This window comes from Marinobacter lipolyticus SM19, from assembly GCF_000397065.2.
Taxonomy (GTDB): domain Bacteria; phylum Pseudomonadota; class Gammaproteobacteria; order Pseudomonadales; family Oleiphilaceae; genus Marinobacter; species Marinobacter lipolyticus.
Genome location: NZ_KE007311.1, coordinates 1 through 5,818, shown reverse-complemented (window position 1 = coordinate 5,818; position 5,818 = coordinate 1). Strand labels below are relative to the sequence as shown.

The following is a 5,818-nucleotide window of genomic DNA, read 5'->3' as shown; positions in this document are numbered from 1 at the left end:
TTCAGGCAATAAAAAACCCCAACATCAAGGATGCTGGGGTTTTGGGACTTAGGAGCCTGACGATGACCTACTCTCACATGGACGAACCACACTACCATCGGCGCAGGTCTGTTTCACTTCTGAGTTCGGGATGGGATCAGGTGGTTCCAGACCGCTATGGTCGTCAGGCAAAACGGATGATCACTGGGTGGACGAGAAGTAGAACGATGTGATGTTGATTTCTGTTGAGCGCGAAGGCTCTGCATTATCCGCAATTGTCTTGGGTGTTATATAGTCAAGCCTCACGAGCAATTAGTATCGGTTAGCTCAACGCCTCGCAGCGCTTACACACCCGACCTATCAACGTCCTGGTCTTGAACGGCTCTTCAGGGCCCTCGAGGGGCCAGGGAGATCTCATCTTGGAAGGGGCTTCCCGCTTAGATGCTTTCAGCGGTTATCCTGTCCGAACATAGCTACCGGGCAATGCGTCTGGCGACACAACCCGAACACCAGCGGTTCGTCCACTCCGGTCCTCTCGTACTAGGAGCAGCTTTCCTCAAATCTCCAACGTCCACGGCAGATAGGGACCGAACTGTCTCACGACGTTCTAAACCCAGCTCGCGTACCACTTTAAATGGCGAACAGCCATACCCTTGGGACCGGCTTCAGCCCCAGGATGTGATGAGCCGACATCGAGGTGCCAAACACCGCCGTCGATGTGAACTCTTGGGCGGTATCAGCCTGTTATCCCCGGAGTACCTTTTATCCGTTGAGCGATGGCCCTTCCATACAGAACCACCGGATCACTATGACCTGCTTTCGCACCTGCTCGACGTGTCTGTCTCGCAGTCAAGCGGGCTTGTGCCATTACACTAACCGCACGATGTCCGACCGTGCTTAGCCCACCTTTGTGCTCCTCCGTTACGCTTTGGGAGGAGACCGCCCCAGTCAAACTACCCACCACACAGTGTCCTCATCCCCGATAAGGGGACCAAGTTAGAACCTCAAACATGTCAGGCTGGTATTTCAAGGTTGGCTCCACGACGACTGGCGTCGCCGCTTCAAAGCCTCCCAGCTATCCTACACAAACATGCTCAAAGTTCACTGTGAAGCTATAGTAAAGGTTCACGGGGTCTTTCCGTCTAGCCGCGGATACACCGCATCTTCACGGCGATTTCAATTTCACTGAGTCTCGGGTAGAGACAGCGCCCCCATCGTTACGCCATTCGTGCAGGTCGGAACTTACCCGACAAGGAATTTCGCTACCTTAGGACCGTTATAGTTACGGCCGCCGTTTACCGGGGCTTCGATCAAGAGCTTCGCGCAAGCGCTAACCCCATCAATTAACCTTCCGGCACCGGGCAGGCGTCACACCGTATACGTCCACTTTCGTGTTAGCACAGTGCTGTGTTTTTAATAAACAGTCGCAGGGGCCTGGTATCTTCGACCGGCTTCCGCTCCACCCGCAGGGGCTTCACGTACACGCCGGCGTGCCTTCTCCCGAAGTTACGGCACCATTTTGCCTAGTTCCTTTACCCGAGTTCTCTCAAGCGCCTTGGTATTCTCTACCTGACCACCTGTGTCGGTTTGGGGTACGGTCTCGAATCACCTGAAGCTTAGAAGATTTTCCTGGAAGCAGGGCATCAATGACTTCCCGCTCTATGAGCAGTCGTCGTCGCGTCTCAGAATTAAGGACCCGGATTTGCCTAAGTCCTCTCCCTACTCGCTTAAACCGGGACAACCGTCGCCCGGCTCACCTAGCCTTCTCCGTCTCTCCATCGCAGTGATCCAAGGTACGGGAATATTAACCCGTTTCCCATCGACTACACCTTTCGGTCTCGCCTTAGGGGCCGACTCACCCTGCGCCGATTAGCGTTGCGCAGGAACCCTTGGTCTTCCGGCGTGGGGGTTTTTCACCCCCATTGTCGTTACTCATGTCAGCATTCGCACTTCTGATACCTCCAGCATGCTTCTCAACACACCTTCGCAGGCTTACAGAACGCTCCCCTACCCCGCATACAAAGTATGCAGCCGCAGCTTCGGTGACCAGTTTGAGCCCCGTTACATCTTCCGCGCAGGCCGACTCGACTAGTGAGCTATTACGCTTTCTTTAAAGGATGGCTGCTTCTAAGCCAACCTCCTAGCTGTCTGAGCCTTCCCACATCGTTTCCCACTTAACTGGTACTTGGGGACCTTAGCTGGCGGTCTGGGTTGTTTCCCTCTTCACGATGGACGTTAGCACCCACCGTGTGTCTCCCGGATAGTACTCACAGGTATTCGGAGTTTGCATCGGGTTGGTAAGTCGGGATGACCCCCTAGCCGAAACAGTGCTCTACCCCCTGTGGTATTCGTCCGAGGCGCTACCTAAATAGCTTTCGGGGAGAACCAGCTATCTCCGGGCTTGATTAGCCTTTCACTCCGATCCACAAGTCATCCCCTGGCTTTTCAACGACAGTGGGTTCGGTCCTCCAGTTGATGTTACTCAACCTTCAACCTGCTCATGGATAGATCGCCCGGTTTCGGGTCTATGCCCAGCGACTAAATCGCCCTATTCAGACTCGGTTTCCCTACGGCTCCCCTAGACGGTTAACCTCGCCACTGAACATAAGTCGCTGACCCATTATACAAAAGGTACGCCGTCACGGAACAAGTCCGCTCCGACTGCTTGTACGCATACGGTTTCAGGATCTATTTCACTCCCCTCACAGGGGTTCTTTTCGCCTTTCCCTCACGGTACTGGTTCACTATCGGTCAGTCAGGAGTATTTAGCCTTGGAGGATGGTCCCCCCATGTTCAGACAGGATATCACGTGTCCCGTCCTACTCGATTTCACTGGACTCAGGTTTCGGATACGGGGCTATCACCCACTATGGCGGCACTTTCCAGAGCCTTCTCCTACCAGTTGTCCAGCTTAAGGGCTGGTCCCCGTTCGCTCGCCGCTACTGAGGGAATCTCGGTTGATTTCTTTTCCTTCGGGTACTTAGATGTTTCAGTTCCCCGAGTTCGCCCCTTACACCTATGTATTCAGTGCAAGGTACCGACCCGAAAGTCGGTGGGTTTCCCCATTCAGAGATGTCCGGATCACAGCTCGTTTGCCAGCTCCCCGAACCTTATCGCAGGCTTCCACGTCTTTCATCGCCTCTGACTGCCAAGGCATCCACCGTATGCGCTTAGTTGCTTGACTATATAACCCCAAGACAACTGATCTGTACGACACCATAAACAAGAGCCCCGGACCCACCGAAGTGAAGCCAGTTTTCTCATCCAGGATGAGGTTCAGAGACAGCCGCTCGAAGTCATATACAACCACTTCAACGACAACACCGGATAACGCTTGAAATCGCTATCACATTGAACATATTCCTCTCGGAGATAATGAGAGAAATATCTTCGTGTTCTATCTCGTCCAATTTGTTAAAGAGCAAATCTGACCCAGTGATCAGAAAGGAAGGCTTCATCGTTGTGAAACATTCGTTTCTGTACACTGCTAACCGAAGTTAGTCAGTAAAGTTTTGGTGGAGCTAGGCAGGATCGAACTGCCGACCTCCTGCGTGCAAGGCAGGCGCTCTCCCAGCTGAGCTATAGCCCCAATATAAAGCTATCAAGAATTGTGTAGATCTAGGCGTGTTCGGGCGCCGCATAGCCTGCTATGCAAGTCCGGACACAACGACGAGCTACGCAATTCTGGTGGGTCTGGGTGGACTTGAACCACCGACCTCACCCTTATCAGGGGTGCGCTCTAACCACCTGAGCTACAGACCCGGTTTTGCCTGTCTTTCAACAAGCCAAGTCGGGCCTGCAAAGACCCTTTGCTCTCTTTATTAGCCAACCAAGTAATTCGTGTGGACTCTGACCGAAGCATTCGGCTTCGTTTAAGGAGGTGATCCAGCCGCAGGTTCCCCTACGGCTACCTTGTTACGACTTCACCCCAGTCATGAACCACACCGTGGTGATCGTCCTCCCGAAGGTTAGACTAACCACTTCTGGTGCAATCCACTCCCATGGTGTGACGGGCGGTGTGTACAAGGCCCGGGAACGTATTCACCGTGACATTCTGATTCACGATTACTAGCGATTCCGACTTCACGGAGTCGAGTTGCAGACTCCGATCCGGACTACGATGCGTTTTGTGAGATTAGCTCCCCCTCGCGGGTTTGCAGCCCTCTGTGCGCACCATTGTAGCACGTGTGTAGCCCTGGCCGTAAGGGCCATGATGACCTGACGTCATCCCCACCTTCCTCCGGTTTGTCACCGGCAGTCTCCCTAGAGTTCTCAGCCGAACTGCTAGCAACTAGGGATAGGGGTTGCGCTCGTTACGGGACTTAACCCAACATCTCACGACACGAGCTGACGACGGCCATGCAGCACCTGTGTCAGAGTTCCCGAAGGCACCAATCCATCTCTGGAAAGTTCTCTGCATGTCAAGGCCAGGTAAGGTTCTTCGCGTTGCGTCGAATTAAACCACATGCTCCACCGCTTGTGCGGGCCCCCGTCAATTCATTTGAGTTTTAACCTTGCGGCCGTACTCCCCAGGCGGTCAACTTAGTGCGTTAGCTGCGCCACTAAGACTTCAAGAGTCCCAACGGCTAGTTGACATCGTTTACGGCGTGGACTACCAGGGTATCTAATCCTGTTTGCTCCCCACGCTTTCGCACCTCAGTGTCAGTGTTGGTCCAGGTAGCCGCCTTCGCCACTGGTGTTCCTTCCTATATCTACGCATTTCACCGCTACACAGGAAATTCCACTACCCTCTACCACACTCTAGCCTGACAGTTCGAAATGCCGTTCCCAGGTTAAGCCCGGGGCTTTCACATCTCGCTTATCAAACCACCTACGCGCGCTTTACGCCCAGTAATTCCGATTAACGCTTGCACCCTCCGTATTACCGCGGCTGCTGGCACGGAGTTAGCCGGTGCTTCTTCTGTGAGTAACGTCAATCCCAAAGGGTATTAACCTTTGAGCCTTCCTCCTCACTGAAAGTGCTTTACAACCCGAAAGCCTTCTTCACACACGCGGCATGGCTGGATCAGGGTTGCCCCCATTGTCCAATATTCCCCACTGCTGCCTCCCGTAGGAGTTCGGGCCGTGTCTCAGTCCCGATGTGGCTGATCATCCTCTCAGACCAGCTACGGATCGTCGCCTTGGTAGGCCTTTACCCCACCAACTAGCTAATCCGACTTAGGCACATCCAATAGCGCAAGGTCCGAAGATCCCCTGCTTTCCCCCGAAGGGCGTACGCGGTATTAATCCGGGTTTCCCCGGGCTATCCCCCACTACTGGGCAGTTTCCTAAGCATTACTCACCCGTCCGCCGCTCGTCAGCGGGGAGCAAGCTCCCCCTGTTACCGCTCGACTTGCATGTGTTAAGCCTGCCGCCAGCGTTCAATCTGAGCCATGATCAAACTCTTCAGTTTAAATCATACAAGAATCCGAAGATTCTCTATTCTTGCTCAAGACAAAACTCAATTTCGACGAGTCACTGTCCTGATATTTCGTATCCGAAATACCTCGGCCAGCGCCCACACGAATTACTTGGTTAACTTTTTAAAGAGCGTTCGGGGCTTGCCCGATCAAGGTGGCGTATTCTACATCGCTCCGCCGCCTTGTCAACCGTTTATTTTTCGCTGTTTTCCGTCTCCGGAAACCGCCGAAAAACTCACCGGCTTACTGCTGTATCGAGGCGCGCATTCTACACTGAACCGCCACCTTGTCAACCGCTTTCTGAAGAAACTTGAAACTCATTTTCTTCAACACTTTCAAACAGTTGCCTTCCGAATCCGGAGCCGCCTAAGTGGCTTACCCCTCGAAAGAGATGCGCATTCTACAGAGCTCAGGCGAGG

At 53.5% G+C, this 5,818-nt stretch carries 1 protein-coding gene, 2 tRNA genes and 3 rRNA genes; 1 reads left to right on the top strand and 5 read right to left on the bottom strand.

Annotation, left to right across the window (positions count from 1 at the left end; all coding sequences use genetic code 11):
- Positions 1-54 precede the first annotated feature (54 nt).
- The 5 genes from rrf to MARLIPOL_RS06325 all read right to left on the bottom strand — a co-directional run bounded on the left by rrf (position 55) and on the right by MARLIPOL_RS06325 (position 5,392).
- Positions 55-168: ribosomal RNA gene (gene rrf, locus MARLIPOL_RS06345) — 5S ribosomal RNA — on the bottom strand.
- Positions 169-270: 102 nt separating this feature from the next.
- A 23S ribosomal RNA gene (locus tag MARLIPOL_RS06340) occupies positions 271-3,163 on the bottom strand.
- A 329-nt stretch (positions 3,164-3,492) separates the two neighbouring features.
- Positions 3,493-3,568, bottom strand: a tRNA-Ala gene (locus tag MARLIPOL_RS06335).
- 96 nt (positions 3,569-3,664) lie between these two features.
- Positions 3,665-3,741: transfer RNA gene (locus tag MARLIPOL_RS06330), tRNA-Ile, on the bottom strand.
- A 111-nt stretch (positions 3,742-3,852) separates the two neighbouring features.
- Positions 3,853-5,392, bottom strand: a 16S ribosomal RNA gene (locus MARLIPOL_RS06325).
- Together the 16S, 23S and 5S rRNA genes with 2 tRNA genes alongside form the textbook arrangement of a ribosomal RNA operon.
- A gap of 148 nt (positions 5,393-5,540) precedes the next feature.
- On the opposite strand from MARLIPOL_RS06325, the gene MARLIPOL_RS18725 reads away from it, so the two are divergent.
- Positions 5,541-5,818 (top strand): hypothetical protein (locus tag MARLIPOL_RS18725; protein ID WP_222102456.1); only part of this gene is annotated, 278 nt, incomplete at its 3' end.